The following is an 18,124-nucleotide window of genomic DNA, read 5'->3' on the forward strand; positions in this document are numbered from 1 at the left end:
AAAGCCGGACGACCAACCTGTCGGCAGATTCTCATGGCCAACTCGGTTCAAGTGGCAAGAGGTCGGCGCTCTGAAAACGAGTTGTGCAGACCTTCCTTAGTTCTGCGCAGTCACCAGACAGAGAAAGAGGCGGTCATGAGCCGCCAGCCACGACAGGCAGAATCAGGGATCCATTGGCACATGAAGTTAAGCAAGAGGCTGGCGGCATTGCCGCTCACAGCCCTGGTCACACTCGCGTCCGCGCAACGCGCGGCCACTCCACTGGATGACGCGGCGGCGGCCCGCGCTAACGCCGACCAAAACCAGCAGTTGCAGCAACAGCGCGACGCACAGCAACGCGAGCAAACCGTCAACGCACCATCGGTCCGCTCGGAAGTGCCAACGTCAGAAGCCTTTCCACCACTGCCGCACGAATCGCCGTGCTTCCGCATCGACACATTCGCGCTAGATGTACCCGTGACGCTCCCCGACATCATCCGCAACCACGGCGCATCGTCATTGCCGCAAGACCCCTTCTGGTTCGCACGCGAATGGCTTGACCACTATCGGGATGAATGCATCGGCAAGCATGGACTTGAACTCATCGCAAAAGGCTTGCAACAAGCAATCCTGTCTCACGGCTATGTGACGACGCGCGTGCTGTTGCCCGAACAGGACCTGTCGACACACACACTGAAAATCTCGCTCGTCCCGGGTGTCGTGCGCAACATCCGTTTCGCCGATCCAGCGCCATACGGCACATGGAAGTCCGCGTTTCCCACGCGCGACGGCGACCTGCTGAATCTTCGCGATCTTGAGCAAGGTCTGGAGCGGATGAAGCACGTAGCATCTCAAGACGTAGACATGAAGATCGAACCAGCCAACGCACCAGGCGAAAGCGATGTCATGCTAAACGTGAAGCGCACAAAGCCCTGGACCTTCGTCGCATCCGTCGATAACTCGGGAACAGATGCCACCGGCAAGTGGCAAGGTAACGTGAGCCTTGGCCTGGACAATCCACTCGGGCTGAACGACGTGCTGTCGCTAGGCGCGAACCAGGATCTGTCGTTCGGCAACAAGTCACCTGGTTCGCATGGCTTCAACGGATCGTATTCAGTGCCGTGGGGCTACTGGACAGCGACGCTGTCGGGCAACACGAACACTTACTACGAGCAGATAGCGGGCGTGAACCAGACGTTTGTGTCGAGTGGCAACTCACAAACCGCGGTGCTCAGGCTCGCACGCGTATTGCGTCGCGACCAGGACGACGTGCTCGGCGTCGAGCGGCAACTGTCGAAGCGCTTTGGTGCAAGCTACATCGGCGATACGGAGATCGCGCTACAGCATCGCGACAGCACGGTCATTGAGGCTGGGCTCACTGACCGGCACTACTTCGGTGCGTCACAGTTCGATGGCACGCTTGCGTACCGCCAGGGCATCGGGGGACTGGGTGCAACGCCGGATCCGTACATGACGGGTCTGACCTACCGCTACCGGATGGCGGTGCTCGATGCCAGCCTCTCCGTTCCATTCGTCGTCGGTACACAGCCGTTCCGCTACGCAAGCACAGTACACGGCCAGTTCACTGACGACACGCTGTTCTATATCGATGACCTCACTATCGGCAGCTGCTACACCGTACGCGGCTTCGACGGTGAGACGATGCTCGCGGCAGAAAAAGTTCTACTGGCGCAACGAACTGCAATGGCCAATCGGAAAGACTGGCCACACCCTGTTCGCAGGCATCGATTACGGACACGTGTTCGGACCCAACACGGCCTGGCTCGCGGGCACTCAACTCGCCGGCGCGGTGATCGGCATTCGTGGAGGTCTTCTGGCGCGCTTTGCTCGCGTATCGTACGAATCGTTTGTGGGCACACCCGTCTACAAGCCGGCTGCTTTCCCTGCCGCGCGCGTTACCGCCACCGTGCGGCTCAACGCGCAGTTCTAGCACGCGATATGGGATGCGTCGTCAACTCACGGGAGCCTTGGCTACAATGAGTCCGGCGAAGGATTATCGAAGCATATTCAAAGGGCGGACGACAGAATGAGTTGGCACACGTATATGCTTTTCATTGGCGCTAGCCTCGTACTCTGCCTGGTGCCGGGTCCGGACATGCTATTTCTGTTGGGGCGCACGATCGCTCAAGGACGTGCGGCTGGCTTATGCGCCGCGTTGGGTATCAACCTTGGCGCGTACCTTCATTTGCTCGCAGCAGTGACAGGGCTGTCCGCATTGGTGCTGGCTTCAGCCACGGCATTTACTGTCGTCAAATTCGCGGGTGCAGCCTATCTTGTCTACCTGGGGTGGGGCGCTCTTCGTGCCAAAGGCGGATTCACACTCCCGGAAGGCCGGGGCAAAAGCGCTCTGCATCACATCTTCTGGCAGGGATTTCTCAGCGATGCGCTCAACCCGAAGGTGGCGCTGTTCTATACCGCACTACTGCCGCAGTTCATGAGCGCGCATGACCCTCATGCGGTCGCGCACCTCTTCGAGTTGGGTGTGGTTGGCAACACGGTCGGCATCAGCACAAGCGTCGTCTATGTGTTTCTCGCCTCCCGGATGACGCACGCACTCCGGCGAAACAAGACCATCTCGGCGTGGCTGACGAAGGCAATGGGCGCGTTGTTCATCGGCTTAGGTGCGAAGCTCGCGACGGAGAAGTTGTGACGGAGTGACTTGTGGCCACGGCGATTGGAAAGCCGTGCGCGTTACTTCATGCGCCCGGCAGCCGTACCGCCTGGTCGACCCGCGCGTACCCTTCGCTCGGGTTTCTCCGGAGTGAAAAGAAAACGGTGTACCCTGCTTCGACTTTTCTGATTCCGATATGATGGTTTCCCTGAAACCGCTGCGGATCGCCTGATTTGCGAATGCCGCTGACAGATGTAATCCTTACGCCTCGCTACTGACGTGCACACGAATGGGGCGATCAGTATTCGGTATTTAATAAATTGACCAGTTAGGGCGACGCATGAAGACGGTCGTTCTCCGATTAATCCGGGGATGGGGTGTCCGCCTGTGCGCGGGCGGCGTTGTTGCGATCCTGGTCTTCACGTTTCTGTCGTATTCGCGTCACTGGCCCACGGCGCACGCGGATACTGGATTCCCTCATCCAGCCGTTTTGCGCGTGCTCGCATGGCCAGGCTATGCGGACAACGACGTGGTAAGCGCGTTCGAGAAACGCTTTAACGTGAAGGTGGAGGTCACGTTCGTCGATTCCGACGAAGCGCTGTGGACCAGCATGCATAACGCGACGCCTCCGCATTTCGACGTGCTCGCGGCCAACACCGCCGAAATTCAGCGGTACACGCATGAGCATCTGCTGGTTCCGCTGGATCTGTCACGCATCCCGAACCGGCAGCGGCAATTGCCGAACTTCCAGAAGCTGACGGACATTCGCGGACTCACGGAAGGTAAAGACGCCTACGCGATTCCCTTTACCTATTCCTCGATGGGGCTCATTTACGACCGCAAGCAGATTCCCGATATTCCACACAGCATGCTGGAGCTCTGGAATCCGCGCTACCGTGGAAAGGTCCTCGATTTCAACAGCGCACAGCACAACTTCTCGTTTACCGCGCTGGCGCTGGGCTACCAGGATCCATTTCATCTGCAGCCCGCGCAGATGCGCGCGGTTGCGCGCAAGCTCGTCGAGTTGCGGCAGAACCTGCTCACGTACTACACGCTGCCTGAGGAAGCGACGGCACTGTTCGTTCAGCACCACATCGCCTTGATGTTCGGCAACTACGGCACACAGCAGGTGGAATCCCTGCGGCGGGCTGGCGTGGATGTGGGCTATGTTATTCCAGACGAAGGCGCGCTCGCCTGGCTCGACTGCTGGGCGATGACGACCGGCGCGCACGATCAGGCGCTCGCCTACGACTGGATCAACTACATGCTCGAACCGGCGATCGATTCGCTGCTGACCCAGCGTCAGGGCCTGGCGAATACGCTGACGCCCACGTCGGGCGAGCGCTCCGCCGCGCCCGGGCGCCTGGTGTGGCTCCAGGGCGTCGAAAGCACCAGCGAGCGCGAAGCGCTCTGGCAACGGATCGACTCGGGTGACCGGCTGGAGAGCTTTCCGAAATGATCAAACTCGGACTGACTTCCCGGCTGTCCCTCCTGCTCGTCCTGATCGGCGTCGCTGCGTCTGGAACGACGGGCTACTACGCGTACCGGGCCAATCGCGCGATGCTGATGCAGGAGGCCGAGCAAAACCTCCTTACCTCCACCCAGATCCTGAGTCAGCGCTTTACCGCCGCGCTCGGCGACGTATCCGACGACGTTCTCGTACTGGCGACGCTCCCGTCGACCGCGGCGGTTGCGCAAAACGACGATGCCTCGCGTGCTGGCCGCGAGCGGCTCGAGCAGGTATTCGTGCAGTTCATGATGCACCATCCGGAATACCTGCAGATACGCCTGATCACGCAATCGCACCATGGGCTGGAACGCATTCGCGTCAAGCGCGACGCGCAGGCTCGCGTGGTCGTCGTTCCCGAGGATCAACTGCAGGAGAAGGCTCAGTTCCCCTACGTGTTCGATGCGCTCACGACCATGATCGAGCACGTGTACGTATCTCCGATCGGGCTGACGCAGGGTGACGGCACGGACCCTTCAAAGGGCCGACCGACCATCACCGTGGCCACGCCGGTTGCCGAGGCCGATGGACTCAAGGTGGGCGTGCTCGTTATCGACGCGGACCTGACGCGGGTATTCGAGCGGCTCGAGCGCGATCTGCCCGCCGACTATCGCGTGTACCTCGCGAACGAATGGGGCGATTTTCTGATTCATCCCGATCCCAGCCAGACGTTCGGCTTCCAGCGGGGACGGCGCGTGATGATGCAGACAAGCTTTCCCGCCACACGGCCACTGTTCGAGACTAACCGCACGAATCTGACGTTCAACGGCCCTGCCGGGCCCGATCAGTCGCCGATCCAGGCGTTCGCGTTCGAGCGCTCGCCGTTCGGGCTCGTGGATGGCAACCGCTTCATCGTGCTCGGTCTCGGCCGTCCGCTCTCCGCCGTGCTGGCATCCGCGAACGCGCTGGGCGAGCATATCGCGCGAATCGTGCTGATTTCCAGCGCAGTCGCGATCATCCTGGCCGTACTCTTTGCGCGCGCGCTGACTCACCCGCTGCGCATCCTCACGCGTGCGTCGACACATGTATTCGACGATCACGGCGTCGACCAGCTACCGATGACGCGCACGGACGAGATTGGCACGCTTGCGCGTTGCTTTGACACGATGCGCATCGAGATCCGTTCGCAGATGAAAGCGCTGCATGACCGGCAGCAGGAGCTGACCCATCTTGCGGGACATGACGTGCTGACCGGTCTGCCGAACCGACTACTGTTCATGGAACGGCTTGACGCTTCGATGCGCGACGCCACCGTGACGGGCAAACGACTGACCGTCATGTTTGTCGACCTCGACGGCTTCAAGCAGATCAACGATCGCTTCGGGCATTCTGCCGGCGACCAGACGCTCGTCATCGTTGCGCAACGACTGCGCGCCGCGCTGCGCAGCGAGGACGTCGTGGGCCGCTTCGGCGGAGATGAATTCGTCATCCTCGTGACGACCGCGCAATCGCCGGATGACGTCGCCGAAATTGCGAACCGTGTGCTGGCGACCATCGATGAGGCAGTGCCCATCGGGGTCGACAGCGTGACGGTGGGTGCGAGCATCGGCATCAGCGAGTTTCCGGGCGATGACGTCAATCCCGACAACCTGCTCGCGAAGGCGGATGCCGCGATGTATGCCGCGAAGAGTTCGACGCGGTGTCGCTATGTAAGCTATCGGGAGCTGTTGGCGAATGGGTCGTCGTCGGAGCGGGATAGGGGTGTATGGCAGGTGTAGTGGTGGCTACTTTTGCCGGGCTGCCTCGTGCGGGCGATCGTTGTGAGGGATGGCAGGCTCGTGGGCGAACTGATGGATACCAGTTTCAAGCACTCGGCGAATGCAGTGAGTCGGCCAAGGCGATAAACGATTGCCTTGGCCGCCGACGACAACAAACGGAGCTCTGAATGTGCCCCACGCCGCACAACCGCTATGCCCAACGCCTCAGCGACGCGCGAAGGCGTCGCCAACCGCAACAGTTCATCGATCGAACTGCGGTCCACCTCTCGTACCATCGGTAATTGCCCTCTTCTCAGTTCTTATCGTCAGCCGTCGGCACGGCTTCAACTCGCATATACAACGGAACCTAGACCGCGAGAAAGCAATTGTTCAGTTATCGTCGTCGGCGTCGCTTCACCGCTATATACAGAGGCCAGTCTGTCCGCACTGTCCCGCGTCTGTCTTCCCGTCTTGCGTGCTTTCTGCCCGTACCTGGTCTCGACCGCTTTTATCTGTCAACGCGCGGAAATTCAGTCTCTTCACCCCCGCAACCCAAACATGCTATGCCAAAGGTTGCTAAACAGATTCGCGTGCAGATGCTCGTCGTCAATGCGAGCGCTCACATCCTCCGCTCGCTGCGCCACCGAATCCGCGTCCTCACGCGCCGAAGCAGAAGCGCCCGTCTCCCTCCGAGCCTCCACCAACGCCCAAACCGAATCCGCAATCCTTGCAGCCTCTAGCGGTTCACAATCCCGCCCAATCAAAACCCCAAACAGCACATCGCGGTTATGCCCTAACTCAGCAAACCTCATAGCCAAGGAGACAAAGCGAGCATAAACAGCCTCCCGCTCAGCCCTCACCCGTTCTTCCTCAACTTCCCGATCCCGCTCAATCCGACTCATCTCCTCCGCATAAACAGCGTCATAAACGCTCCTCTGCTGAGGATCGGAGAGAATGGAGTAAGCCTCTTTGATTTCCTGAAACCGCGCATGCGCGAACTCTTCGCGCCCGACATTACGATCGGGGTGCGCCTGCATCGCCGCGCGCCGGTACGCGCGCTTGATTTCAGCATCGGTGGCGTTTTCGTGAACGCCGAGCAAGTTATACAGCGTCGCCATGGTTCGTCACGCTAGAAGTCGGTTCGAATCGATCCTAGCACGTCGCCTCGACAAGCCCGAGTCGCCAAACAGCGAACCAAACAGCCAACCGAAACCCTACCCCGCCGCCACCTGCTTACGCCGAGCCTGCATCACCGTCGGATCATCCGCGCGCGGCCGGTAGTTGAGCCGCGACGACAGATCCACCGCCGCCGCGCACACCGAAGCAATCAGCGGCTCCCGCTCCTCGGGCTCGCCCAGGTCCGAACGCGGCACCGTCGCCGTGATCGCCGCGACAATGCGCCCGGACTGGTCGCGCACCGGCGCGGTCACCACAGAGATTCCGCGCTCGAACGACGCTTCGCTCACCGCGTAACCCAACGCCGCGCTTTCGCGAATCCGTCCATACAGCTCTTCGAGCGTTCCCGGCGTACGGTCGGTGAACTGCTCCAGTTTCGAATCCGGATAGAGCTGACGCAGCTCGTCGAACGTGAGGTCGCCCATCAGCACCTGGCCATGCACGGTCGCATGCGCCGGCAGACGCGTGCCCACATGCACCTTCACCGAGCTGAACATCGGGTTGTGCGTCTGCGCCTTCGCGACGAACACCACGTCGCGCTGATCGCGAATCAGCAGATGCGTGCTCAAGCCCGTCGCATCGCGCAGCTTCTCGATCACTGGCGTGCCGACGTCGGTCAGTTCCAGCGAGCTCAGATATTCGAAGCCGAGTCGCAGCACCGCAACGCCAAGCCGGAAATGCCGGTCGCCATTCGCGCGTTCGAGAAAGCCGAGTGCCTCCAGCGTCTGCAGCAGCCGGAACGTGGTGGTGCGGGGAATGCCGATGCGCTTCGACAGCTCGGGCGCGCCGAGCACGGGTTCGCGCGCGGAGAACTCCGCGAGAATGCGCAGCCCGCGTTCGAGTCCCGGCACCAGGTAGGTGGAGGAGCCGCTGGTGTCGTCGTCCTGCGTATCCTGGGTATGCGCGGCATCGTGGCTGGCGGGCGCATTGTCACGCGTTCCCGCTTTGCGTCCGGCCGCTGTCGTGTCTTGTTTTGCCATGTCCGGCTATCGTGCGCTGATCGTTCGGGTCAAGCCGGCATGATAGCGCGAAGCGCTGTGCGTTCTACGCACCCCGCTATTTCGGCGCGGTGGCGCGAATGCGCGCGACGATGGTCTCCGATATGCGCTCGGCAGTGTCGTTGATCGCCTTGTTCTCGTCGCGGCCCGACATCACGAATTTCGCGGCGATCACGTACGGATTCAGCTTCACGATAGCGCCCGGCATATGGCCGCCGCCGCTGCCTTCGTCGACGGCTTGATAGAGTGGCGGCTGCCCAGGCTTCGACAGATCGTCGATCGCCACCGCCACCTGGATGCCGCTATTCCCCGCGCCGAAGCCCACCACCGCGCGCCGCAGCCGGTTGCCCTGATCGACGTCGAGGAACACGCCGCGCACGAGCCAACCAATATCGGGTAGCGGATTATCCGGCGCCGCGCGGCGCGCATCGATGCCGGCTTTCACGAGATCCGCGGTCAGCGCATGCGCCATCTGGGTGACGATGGCCTTCGCATGCGCCTGCGGGTCCTGATCCGACTGCTTGCGCAGCGGTCCCGATGGCAGCACGCCGCCCAGAATGCGTCGCGCGCGCGAGCCGGGGCCCTGGTCGGGTTGAACGTCGGCGGCATCGAGTTCGAAATCGCTGATGTACACCACCGGCTGCACCGGCAGCGTGGCGACATTGCCGCCTTGAGCCGCTGGCGGTTGCATTGGCATGGCAGGCGCGGGATTCGTCTGCGCGAACGCGAGCGTCGCCATCAGCCCGGTGAGCCACGCCACCAGGCCCCGCACCACCGCAGATTGCCAACCTTGCGACGCACCCATGCGACGGCTCCGGCCTGGTCGTTGCGACACACCTCAACTTATTGCACGACAGAACGCCGGAAGCAATCGATGCGACTACGCAGTCATGGTCGCTGTGATCAATCGTCAGTGCAGATCCGCGACCAGCGAAGCGCGCACGTCGTCCACAAGCGTAAGCGGATCCACGCGATAGTTCGGATGATCGCAACCTAGCTGCAGTGCGGCGCCGCCTTTCAGTTTTGCTTTCATCGCGGGCGTCAGTTCGAAACGCACGAAGTGCACGGCCGAGGTCTTCTCGTTGGTTTCGCGCTCCAGGTCTTCATCCGCGATTGCGTAGACGGCTGCTTCGCCGTCCACCTTCACGAACACGGTATCTTCGATGCCGATCAGCCGTGCCAGCGCGGCGCGCCGCTCCACTTCGTTTTCATACTCGATCTGCATGGTCGCTTTCAGGTTGTCGCCATCGGGCACGAGCGGCAGATACGCTTCGAGTTCGCCCTGAATGCCGTCTTCATCGAAAATCTTCTCGATGTGCAACATCTCCTGCACCTGGTAGCGGATCGTCGTTTCGTCCTCGAACAGGAAGGTCAGGTGATTGCCGAGATGCACGGTGCGGATACGCTTGTGCGCGATCACCTTGTCGCGCATCGTCCTGCGTTGCTTCGCATACGCCTCGAGCGTCAACAGCGAATTTCTTGCGATGGTTCCCATCTGCCTGTCTCCGGTTTACACGCCGTAGGCCTTGCGCAGCAGCGTCAGCGGATGCGCGAGTTGTGCCTGGCCGAGGTTGTTTTCGTCGATGCCCTGTTCGATGTGATGTCCCGCCAGCTGGCAGTCCGACGAGATGTAGTCGGGCTGCGGCTGCGCCATCGCCTTGAACACCGGCGTGCCGATCTTCATCGACATCGCGTGGAATTCCTTCTTCACGCCGAACGTGCCCGCGTGTCCCGAACATCGCTCAACCACCGTCACCTTCGTATCGGGCACGAGCGAAAGCGTCTCGGACGTTTTACGGCCGATGTTCTGCACACGCGCATGACACGGCACGTGGTACGACACCTTGCCGAGCGAATCCTTGAAGTCGGTCTTCAGCAGCCCATCGCGATGGCGCGCCACGAAATATTCGAACGGGTCCCAGAACGCTTCGCTGATGAGCTTCAAGTCGGCATCGTCGGGGAACATCAGCGGCAGCTCGTGCTTGTACATCAGCACGCAACTCGGTATTGCGCTCATCAGCGCGTAGCCTTCGCGCGCGTATTTCGCAAGCACGGGCACGTTCTGCGCCTTCTTCCCGGCCACGCCTTCCAGGTTGCCTTGCTCGAGCAGCGGCATGCCGCAGCACGCTTCGCTCGTCACGAGCTCGTACGGAATGCCGTTGTGCGCGAGCACCGCGAGCAGATCGTGACCGATGCCGGGTTCGTTGAAATTCACATAGCACGTCGCGTAGATCGCGACCTTGCCGGGCGTGCGCTCGCCGTCCTGCACGCCGCCGTTCGCCGAGCGCTTCGCCGCGCTGCGGAATTTGCGCGTCGCGAAGCTGGGCAGCCACGCGTCCTTGTCCACGCCGAGCGTCTTCTCCATCATGCCGCGCGCGAACTTCGTGCGGTTCACGGCGTTCACGGTCTGCGTAACGACGGGGATGCCGGCGAGCTTGCCGAGCGTATCGGTATTGGAGAGGAATTTGTCGCGCGCGGGCACGTCGCCGCGTTTGTAGTTGACTGCCTTCGCGCGCAGCATCAGGTGCGGAAAATCCACGTTCCACGGATGCGGCGGCACATACGGGCATTTGGTCATGTAGCAGAGGTCGCACAGATAACACTGGTCGACGACCTTGCCGAAGTTCGCCTTGTCGACGTCATGCGCTTCGCCGGTGTCGGTTTCATCGACGAGATCGAAGAGCGCCGGAAACGCGCCGCAGAGCGACACGCAGCGGCGGCATCCCGCGCAGATGTCGAAGACGCGGGTCAATTCCTGATCGAGTGCGTTCTGGTCGTAAAAGGCATCCGACTGCCAGTTGAGCGGATGACGGGTGGGCGCTTCGAGGCTGCCTTCTTTATGGGGCATGTAGTCCGGCTCCTGTTCGATGACCGCGCTCATCAAAAGCGGAACGCGCACGCACGGACGATTTCTTTCGCCGATGCGCGCGCATTCCGTGCGCCGGTTTTGGACTACCGGCGCGCCGTACGTCGTCGGAAAGGCGGAACGGCGCAAAGGCCGCGCCGCCGTTCCGCGTCAGTCAATCGGTGAGCACTTCGAGCGCTTTGCTATAGCGGTTCGCATGGCTGCGTTCCGCCTTGGCTAGCGTTTCGAACCAGTTGGCGATCTCGTCGAAGCCTTCTTCGCGCGCGGTCTTCGCCATGCCTGGGTACATGTCGGTGTATTCGTGCGTCTCGCCGGCAATCGCCGCTTCGAGATTCAGGCGCGATGTGCCGAACGGCAAGCCGGTTGCCGGATCGCCTACCGCTTCCAGATATTCGAGGTGGCCGTGCGCATGGCCGGTTTCGCCTTCGGCTGTCGAACGAAACAGTGCCGCGACGTCGTTCTGGCCTTCGACGTCCGCCTTCGCTGCGAAATACAGATAGCGACGGTTCGCCTGCGATTCGCCGGCGAATGCGGCCTTGAGATTGTCTTCGGTCTTCGAGCCCTTCAATTGCGTCATCTGTGCCTCCTGCAATACCGGTATTGTGGGGTGCGCGATGGTGGCGAACGGTGGGGGACTTCCGTTCGCGCATGCTGCGGCGCGACGCGCAGGGAGGCGCCGCCTCTCTGAATGTAGAAGTTGCGCGAGCCGTTCCCCAATTGGGTTTTTCAATCTCTCCGATAGTGCGGGTCTGTGCCCAGGTGCGGAATGCGGCGGCATCGTGTAGGGCCTTGCGACAATGCTTGCTGCAATGCAGTGCCGCAAAGATTCAGGGCTTAAGTAAACGTTAAGCTACGGTGACTAGAGTGGTCATTGCTGTACTGCAATGCTTCACATCCACGTTCTCTGGGCCGCTCTGCGGCCCACTTTTTGCGTGACTTTATGTGACGTCAGGGCATTTTCATCGAAGGCGACGCTATACTTTCCGGCCCCTTACGATGCCCTGACAATCGATGAAGAAGTGGTTGCTTTCCCTGCTGTGCGCGGTGGCCGCGCACGCCATCGCCGCACCGTCCTGCCAGCAGTTTCTGCCCGGCGCCCAATGGCCGGTTCTCGCCAACGCGAAGCTCGCGCCGAAAACCCATGTGCTTTGCTACGCCGATTTCGCGGTGCTGCATTCGGGCATCACGCACGGCCCGCTCTGGTCCGCCGAGCATCTGACGCGCAGTCACGTCGAACTCGCTAAAGACGTCGCCCGCACCAATAAATTCTTCGAAGACGACCGCCTGCCGCAAGGCGAAGGCGCAACGCTCGCCGACTATCGCCGCAGCGGTTATGACCGCGGTCATATGAGCCCGGCGGGCAATCGCTGGAACCCGGAAGCGATGGCCGAATCGTTCTCGCTTGCAAACGTCGTGCCGCAAAATCGCGAGAACAACCGGCAGGTGTGGGCACGCATCGAAACGGCGGTGCGCCGGCTGACGGAGAAGTATGGCGACGCGTACGTGATCACCGGGCCATTGTTCGTGGGCAGCCAGCTCGACACCATCGGCGCAACGCGCGTGTTCGTGCCGACGCAGCTCTACAAGGTGGTCTACCTTCCGTCGACGGATACCGCGTTCGCGGTGGTCGTCGATAACGTCGCGACGAATCGCTATGACATGCGCAGCGTGCACGATGTCGAACGGATGACAGGCATGCGTTTTCCGGGCATTCCGGAATCTGCGAAAGACCAGCGGCCAGGAGGACTGAAAGGTGTTTGACGCTTACTCGAACGACGACGACGTGCTCAATATTCAAGGCGACGACTTCACCGTGACGAACGGCACCACGCGCGTCACGTTGTCGGGCTCGCTGGATATCGCGAGAGATCAGCGCGGCCTCAAGGCGGCGCTCACGCTGAAGGCGGCGGTGGATAGCATCGTCGCGGCATTGCAGCGCGAGGCTGCATTGCCGGCGCGCTTGAAGGACGAGCCCGACGCGAAGCCGGGCAAGATCGACAATCCGTTTAACTGATCAGACGCTGGTTCCCGCCAGCGCGCGGAAATCGATCTGATCCGCTGGGATCGCGACGATCGGCACGCCGTAGCTGTCGATATTCGCAAGCGTCACGTTGTGATGCCTGCGAATGCTCGCGGCGTCCGCGTGCGGTTTGTCGTGCGTGGTGTGCGCATCCGCAACGATCGTCACCGGATAGCCGTGCGCCACGGCGCTGCGCACCGTCGCATCGACGCAGAACTCGGTTGCATAGCCACACACCACAAGCTGGTTCACGCCCAGGCGCTTCAACAGCGGTTCAAGCTCGGTCCCGAGAAAAGAGTCACAGGTGCGTTTGTCGATCAGGTGATCGTCGGGCTCCATCTCGAGGGTGTCGAGCAGTTGCCACGCATGCGTATCGCGGACCAGCTCCTCGTCTTCATGCAGGATGAATACGACCGGCACGCCGGCTTCGCGCGCCTGCGACGTCAGCGCGTTGATGCGCGCGGTCACGTTGGCGGCATCGCCGGGCGGCGGATCGGTCGCGATGAGACCGTTCTGGAAATCGATCACGAGCAGAGCAGACGTCATGGCTACCTCGCTGAGGAAAAAACCATTCTAGTCGCTCGCGAGTGACAGGTCTGCACGCTTCCCTTGCAGAAAATGCCGCACGGCCGGATCGCGTTCGAGGCCGATCGCGAGGTCGTATGCAGCCAGCGCGTCCTGCGTTGCGCCGGTGCGCGCAAGCAGATCGGCGCGCGCGGCCCAGTACGGCTGATAGTCGACGAGCCGCGGATCGTCCGCATAAGGTGCGAGCGCATCGAGCGCGGCCTGCGCGCCGTCGCGTTCCGCCAGTGCCACCGCGCGATTCACGGCGACGACCGGCGTCGGCGCGATGGCGAACAGCGCGTCGTACAGGTGGACGACTTCATCCCAGTTCGCGCGATGGGTGCGGCATCGATGCACGTGCGCCGACTGCAACGCGGCCTCCAGCTCGAACCGTCCTAGCGTGCCGAATGCGCTGGCTCGGCGCAGCAATGCATCGGCGGTATCGATCATCGTTGCGTTCCAGCTTGCCGGGTCTTGCGCGGAGAGCGGCACGAACTCGCCGGCTGCGTTGCGGCGCGCGTCGCGGCGGGCGTGCGCGTACAACATGAGCGCGAGCAGGCCGAGCGCTTCGGGTTGATCGGGCATCAGCTCGGTCAGCAGATGCGCGAGGAACAGCGCCTCTTCCGCGAGATCGCGCCGCATCGTGTCGGCGCCGAGCGGATCGGTCCAGCCCTCCGCATACACCGCGTACACGGCTTCGAGCACGGCCGCGAGGCGCTCGGGCAACTCCTCGCGCTCGGGCACGGTGAACGGGATGCCGGCATCGCGGATCTTGTTCTTTGCGCGCACGAGCCGCTTGCTCATCGCGGCAGGCGACATCAGAAACGCGGACGCGATCGTCTTCGCTTCCAGGCCCAACACCACCTGCAGCATCAGCGGCGTGCGAATGCCTGCTTCGAGCGCCGGGTGCGTGCACGCGAACAGCAGCGCGAGACGGCGGTCGGGTAACGCGCTTGCGTTGCCTGCGTCTGCGCTTTCATCCAGTTCGTCGAAGAGAATCGCGAGCTGGTTCGCGACGTCGTCACCCACCATGCGATGTCGCACGCCATCGATCGCCTTGCGGCGCGCCACCGTCATCAGCCACGCTTCAGGGTTCGCCGGGCAGCCGCGCTCGGGCCAGTCCGCGAGCGCGGCGGCGAAGGCTTCGGCGAGCGCGTCTTCGGCCGCGGCGACATCGCGCGTGCGCATCGCCAGCAACGCGACGAGCTTGCCGTAGCTGCGGCGCGCGACGGCCTCCGCGATCGCATGGGCGTTCGCGTTGGCGCTCGCATTGCTGCACGCGGTGGTGGCGCGCGCATCGCCGCCGCCACCACCGCCGTCGGGCTGCTCGGGTGCGTCGCTAGCGGGCAAGCTCATGGGTGGCTCGCTGCGTGATGCTCACTTCTTGTAGTCCGCCATTTCCCAGATCGGGCGCACTTCCATCAGGCCATGTCCCGCGCCAGGGCAGCGCGACGCCCACGCGATCGCCGAATCGAGATTCGGCACGTCGATCAGGTAGTAGCCGGCTAGCTGTTCCTTCGAATCGGCATAGGGGCCATCCAGCACCTGCGGCTTGCCGTCGACCAGACGCACCGTCGTCGCGGCGCTCGTGTTCTGCAGGCGGTTCGAGCCCACCAGCACGTCGGCTTTACGCAGCGATTCGGTGTACGCCTGATACGCGGCGACGCCCTGCTGCCGCTCGCTGTCGCTCATCTGCTCCCAGGCACCCTCTTGCGAATAGATCATCAACAGGTATTGCATGTGAACCTCCGTCATGGGTTGAGGCGAAACACATTGCGTCGCCACTTCAATGACGCACGAATGAGCCGTCGATGGACAGGCGCGATCGAAATCCGCCTGACATAGCGTTACTTCGCGGACGTCACGGCGGAAACCGCGCCCGCAGCGCCCGGCTCGGCCAGCGCCGCGAGCTTCACCGCATCGACGATCTCGATCTCGCCATAACGCAGCGCGAGCGCACCCTGCATTTCGAACTGGCGCAGGATCTGGTTGGTGGTTTGCCGCGACAGCGCGAGCATCATCGCGAGGTCCTCCTGCGGCACCTTGATGACGCGGCGCTTTGGCGAGTCTTCGGGGCTGATACCTCCACTGTGGCGGAGACCATCGTCGAATCCGCCAGCCATCAGCAGCAGACGTCGCGCGATGCGTTGCGCGGCCGGCAGCAGCGCCGCTTCTTCGATCGCGGCGAATGCGAGCCTGAGCTTGCCCGTCAGCAGCAGACCGAACGCGTGCCAGTAATCCGGCCGCGCGGCCAGTAACGTGGTCAACGCGGCGCGCGGCGTATGAAACAGCACGCTGTCGCGCTCGGCGTATGCATCGTGGGTCCGCGCGCCGCCATCGAACAGCGTGATTTCGCCGAACCAGTTCACCGGCTCAATCACCGCCAGCAGCGCTTCCTTGCCGGCGAAACTCGCCGCGCCGATGCGGATCAGACCGTCCAGCACGCAGTACAGGCCATCGTCGGGATCGCCGCGCATGAAGAGCCGCTCGCCGGCGGCGCGCTTCACGACGCGGCCGTTCGCCTTCAGCCAGTCGCGCAGATCGGCGGGAATCGCCTGAAACCATGCGCTGCGCGACAGCGCGGCTTCGGCGGCATCGCGCGTGGCATCGTGGGGCGGCGAAGAGGCATCCGGACGCATGACCGTGTCTAGCGGGTTCGCAAATGGTGGGATGAGGTGGACCACGAGCGGCAAATACAGCGAATGCGGCGAATTGTCGGCTACCCGAAGGTCTCGTGGCCCGATCCCCGCGATTATGATGATTTTGGAGACGGAGCGGCACCCATGCGAACGCTGACTGAACAACTCACCCAATACGCGGCCTACCACCGCGACCGGCGCAGCATCGCGACGCATTTCGTCGGCATTCCGATGATCGTCGTCGCGCTTGCGGTGCTGTTGAGCCGGCCAGCCTTCGCTGTCGGCACATGGTTCGTGCCGCTGTCGCCCGCGTGGGTGCTGTTCGTGGCAGCCACGCTGTACTACCTCGTGCTCGACGTTCCGCTCGGCTTGATGATGGCGGTGTTTTCCGCGCTGTGTCTCACGTTCGGCGCGTGGCTCGCCGCGATGAGCACCGCGACGTGGCTCGCGAGCGGCATCGGGCTCTTCGTGATCGGCTGGGTGTTCCAGTTCATCGGCCACGCGGCCTACGAGCATCGCAAGCCGGCATTCGTCGACGATGTGATCGGCTTGCTCATCGGACCGTTGTTCGTGCTCGCCGAGGCGTTGTTTGGCTTCGGCTGGCGCCCGTCGATGCGCGAGGCAATCGAAGCGAAAGTCGGCCCGACGCGGATCAATCCGCCGCACGCCGTGGCGCAGTCGAAGTGAAGTGATCGTCACAACGCTCGCGCTGGCGCGAGCGTCGCCGTTCTACGCCGCCATGGCACCGGTTGTCACCGCGCCGGCAAGCGAATGAACCGCACGCTATGCAGCGCGGTGAGCGCCACCGCGATCCAGATCGGCACATACGTGCCGAGTTGCTGCGCCGTCAGCGTCTCGCCGAGCACCGTCACGGAGATGAGCACGAGCAGCACGGGCTCCACATAACCCAGGATGCCGAAGAGCGCCATCGGCAGCAGACGGCTCGCCTTCAGGTAGCACGCGAGCGCCGTCGTGGACAGCAGGCCGAGCCCCGGCAGCAGCAACGCCCACATCTCGGCGCGCGCGGCCACGATGGGCAGCGTGCCGCCCGCCACGATCTGCCAGATCGCGACCGGCTGCATCAGCACGACTTCGGCGGCGAACGCCGTCAGCGAGTCCGCGCCGACCTTTCTACGCAGCACGAAATACGGCGGATAGCCGAGCGCGACGAGCAGCGTCGGCCATGAAAACGCGCCGCTCACGAACAGTTCGTGCACCACGCCGAGCGCCGCGCAACCCACCGCGAGCCACTGCAATCCATCGAGCCGCTCGTGGTAGTAGAAGCGCCCGACCAGCACCATCACGAGCGGCAGCAGAAAGTAGCCGAGCGACACTTCGAGCATGCGCCCGTGCAGCGGCGCCCACATGAACACCCACAGTTGCAGGCCGAGCAGCGTCGCGGTCACGATCAGCGAGAGCCCGACGCGCACGTCCGAGACGGCGCGCAACGCCAGCTCGCGCAATGCGGGCAGCCGGCCGCGCAGCGCGATCAGCAGCAAGGCGCCGGGCGCGGTCCACAGCATCCGCCACGCGAAGATATCGAGTCCGGTCAGCGGCGCGAGCAGCGTCACGTAGACGGACATCAGCGCGAACTGCGCCGATGCAACTACGGACAACGCAATGCCGCGCCCCGGTTCATAGGAAGGATTCATCTGTGTCCCCGTTGCGAATGGCGCACGTCGAACGGCACGCGGGCGCGGCGCAACGAGGTAGCGAGTCGGCAATTCATGTTGTGCTTGTAGAGATCGCGTCGCGAATGGTGCGGCGCGAAGCCCGCATTCTAGTCGTTTGTAAGCTGGTTGTCGGGGCTGAACGCGGGATCACGGGTGATTGCACTAACGCGTGCCCATCGTTTGTGTGCGACGCGCCATGCACGATTTGCGGCAATGGACTACAAAGGAACTTCATGCGCGTCCGCCGCAGGGTCTGACGACAACGGTTGACAGCTACTGTCAGCCTGTCACAGGACGGTCGCGCATTCGCGGCAAGCTCGTTGCCTGCTTCCTGGCTTGTCACCCCCGGCCGATGCGCCGGCCACGCCTCGCG

The 18,124-nt window shown here is 62.8% G+C and carries 17 protein-coding genes and 1 pseudogene; 7 read left to right on the forward strand and 11 right to left on the reverse strand.

Annotation, left to right across the window (positions count from 1 at the left end):
- Positions 1-135: 135 nt before the first annotated feature.
- The 4 genes and pseudogenes from DVS29_RS30240 (at position 136) to DVS29_RS30255 (ending at position 5,836) form a co-directional block, all read left to right on the forward strand.
- Positions 136-1,930 (forward strand): annotated as a pseudogene (locus DVS29_RS30240) (ShlB/FhaC/HecB family hemolysin secretion/activation protein).
- A 96-nt stretch (positions 1,931-2,026) separates the two neighbouring features.
- A complete protein-coding gene (locus DVS29_RS30245; RefSeq protein ID WP_118184205.1) occupies positions 2,027-2,650 on the forward strand; it encodes a LysE family translocator in 624 nt (207 codons plus the stop codon).
- Positions 2,651-2,951: 301 nt separating this feature from the next.
- Entirely contained in the window at positions 2,952-4,070 is a 1,119-nt protein-coding gene (locus DVS29_RS30250; protein ID WP_118184206.1) for an extracellular solute-binding protein, read from the forward strand.
- Positions 4,067-5,836 (forward strand): sensor domain-containing diguanylate cyclase, encoded by a 1,770-nt coding sequence (locus DVS29_RS30255; RefSeq protein ID WP_118184207.1) that lies wholly within the window; start codon positions 4,067-4,069, stop codon positions 5,834-5,836. The genes DVS29_RS30250 and DVS29_RS30255 overlap by 4 nt, the downstream gene beginning before the upstream one ends.
- Before the next feature lie 518 nt (positions 5,837-6,354).
- Here DVS29_RS30255 and DVS29_RS30260 read toward each other — a convergent pair.
- From DVS29_RS30260 to DVS29_RS30285, 6 genes are all read right to left on the reverse strand, one after another.
- Positions 6,355-6,933 carry a J domain-containing protein gene (locus DVS29_RS30260; protein WP_118184208.1) on the reverse strand — a complete coding sequence of 193 codons (579 nt, stop codon included), beginning with the start codon at positions 6,931-6,933 and terminating at the stop codon, positions 6,355-6,357.
- A 96-nt stretch (positions 6,934-7,029) separates the two neighbouring features.
- Positions 7,030-7,971, reverse strand: a complete 942-nt coding sequence (locus DVS29_RS30265; RefSeq protein ID WP_118184209.1) for an IclR family transcriptional regulator — start codon at positions 7,969-7,971, stop codon at positions 7,030-7,032.
- Positions 7,972-8,047: 76 nt separating this feature from the next.
- Entirely contained in the window at positions 8,048-8,794 is a 747-nt protein-coding gene (locus tag DVS29_RS30270) for a DUF4410 domain-containing protein (RefSeq protein ID WP_240655860.1), read from the reverse strand.
- A gap of 105 nt (positions 8,795-8,899) precedes the next feature.
- Entirely contained in the window at positions 8,900-9,484 is a 585-nt protein-coding gene (locus DVS29_RS30275) for a DUF3501 family protein (RefSeq protein ID WP_118184210.1), read from the reverse strand.
- Between the two features lie 15 nt (positions 9,485-9,499).
- Positions 9,500-10,837, reverse strand: a complete 1,338-nt coding sequence (locus DVS29_RS30280; protein ID WP_118184259.1) for a heterodisulfide reductase-related iron-sulfur binding cluster — start codon at positions 10,835-10,837, stop codon at positions 9,500-9,502.
- Positions 10,838-11,009: 172 nt separating this feature from the next.
- Positions 11,010-11,432: a rubrerythrin family protein gene (locus DVS29_RS30285; protein ID WP_118184211.1), complete on the reverse strand. Its 423-nt coding sequence runs from the start codon at positions 11,430-11,432 to the stop codon at positions 11,010-11,012.
- A 434-nt stretch (positions 11,433-11,866) separates the two neighbouring features.
- Here DVS29_RS30285 and DVS29_RS30290 point away from each other — a divergent pair, with 434 nt between their 5' ends.
- Positions 11,867-12,616, forward strand: coding sequence for a DNA/RNA non-specific endonuclease (locus DVS29_RS30290; RefSeq protein ID WP_118184212.1), 750 nt, complete (start codon positions 11,867-11,869; stop codon positions 12,614-12,616).
- Positions 12,609-12,869, forward strand: a complete 261-nt coding sequence (locus DVS29_RS30295; protein ID WP_118184213.1) for a hypothetical protein — start codon at positions 12,609-12,611, stop codon at positions 12,867-12,869. Before DVS29_RS30290 ends, DVS29_RS30295 begins: the two co-directional genes overlap by 8 nt.
- Here the strand turns inward: DVS29_RS30295 and DVS29_RS30300 are convergent, their stop codons facing one another.
- The 4 genes from DVS29_RS30300 to DVS29_RS30315 form a co-directional block, all read right to left on the reverse strand.
- Entirely contained in the window at positions 12,870-13,421 is a 552-nt protein-coding gene (locus DVS29_RS30300) for a cysteine hydrolase family protein (RefSeq protein WP_118184214.1), read from the reverse strand. It abuts the gene before it with no gap.
- Positions 13,422-13,448: 27 nt separating this feature from the next.
- Positions 13,449-14,795, reverse strand: coding sequence for an RNA polymerase sigma factor (locus DVS29_RS30305; RefSeq protein WP_118184215.1), 1,347 nt, complete (start codon positions 14,793-14,795; stop codon positions 13,449-13,451).
- 21 nt (positions 14,796-14,816) lie between these two features.
- Positions 14,817-15,179: a YciI family protein gene (locus DVS29_RS30310; RefSeq protein WP_118184260.1), complete on the reverse strand. Its 363-nt coding sequence runs from the start codon at positions 15,177-15,179 to the stop codon at positions 14,817-14,819.
- Positions 15,180-15,286: 107 nt separating this feature from the next.
- Positions 15,287-16,078: a Crp/Fnr family transcriptional regulator gene (locus tag DVS29_RS30315; protein WP_118184216.1), complete on the reverse strand. Its 792-nt coding sequence runs from the start codon at positions 16,076-16,078 to the stop codon at positions 15,287-15,289.
- A 144-nt stretch (positions 16,079-16,222) separates the two neighbouring features.
- Here DVS29_RS30315 and DVS29_RS30320 point away from each other — a divergent pair, with 144 nt between their 5' ends.
- Entirely contained in the window at positions 16,223-16,765 is a 543-nt protein-coding gene (locus DVS29_RS30320) for an Mpo1 family 2-hydroxy fatty acid dioxygenase (RefSeq protein ID WP_118184217.1), read from the forward strand.
- A gap of 65 nt (positions 16,766-16,830) precedes the next feature.
- Here the strand turns inward: DVS29_RS30320 and rarD are convergent, their stop codons facing one another.
- Positions 16,831-17,730: an EamA family transporter RarD gene (gene rarD, locus DVS29_RS30325; RefSeq protein ID WP_118184218.1), complete on the reverse strand. Its 900-nt coding sequence runs from the start codon at positions 17,728-17,730 to the stop codon at positions 16,831-16,833.
- Between the last annotated feature and the right edge of the window lie 394 nt (positions 17,731-18,124).

It is taken from the genome of Paraburkholderia phosphatilytica (assembly GCF_003443895.1).
Taxonomy (GTDB): Bacteria; Pseudomonadota; Gammaproteobacteria; order Burkholderiales; family Burkholderiaceae; genus Paraburkholderia; species Paraburkholderia phosphatilytica.